The sequence below is a fragment of the Pseudoalteromonas sp. GW168-MNA-CIBAN-0100 genome (assembly GCF_040309225.1).
Lineage (GTDB): Bacteria > Pseudomonadota > Gammaproteobacteria > Enterobacterales > Alteromonadaceae > Pseudoalteromonas > Pseudoalteromonas arctica.
The window spans coordinates 1-382 of sequence record NZ_JBEOOL010000199.1; the positions used below are offsets into that span (position 1 = coordinate 1).

The 382-nt window shown below is 36.4% G+C and carries 1 pseudogene; it reads right to left on the reverse strand.

What is annotated here, in order from left to right:
- Positions 1–382, reverse strand: a pseudogene (locus AAEY62_RS20720) (hypothetical protein); the annotation flags it as partial.

The window sequence follows — 382 nt, forward strand, 5'->3', positions numbered from 1 at the left end:
ATTATAAGCTTTACAAAACATCCAAATTGTTAATCCAACAAGAGAAAGTGTTGCGCATATAGCAATGTATAATTTGATTTCAACCTGGGTCTGCGCGCTTTCAATATCGCTTTTGGCTTTTCCTATCTCCGGAGCCTCATCTTCGTAAGTTTTAGCTAATGCATTGAATACACCGCGATATTCCTTACTCATAGTACTAATTGTTGAAAATTGACCGAACAAATTAAAAATTAGTAATACCGCTAATACTGACACTGTAACAATAACAGACACATTTTTTGCGAATGCCATCGTTTCTAAGCCACCTATTTCAATTTCCTTTATTTGAGTGGTTGCAAACCAAATACCCGCCGGCAGGGATAAAAGTTTAGTCGCTATATTG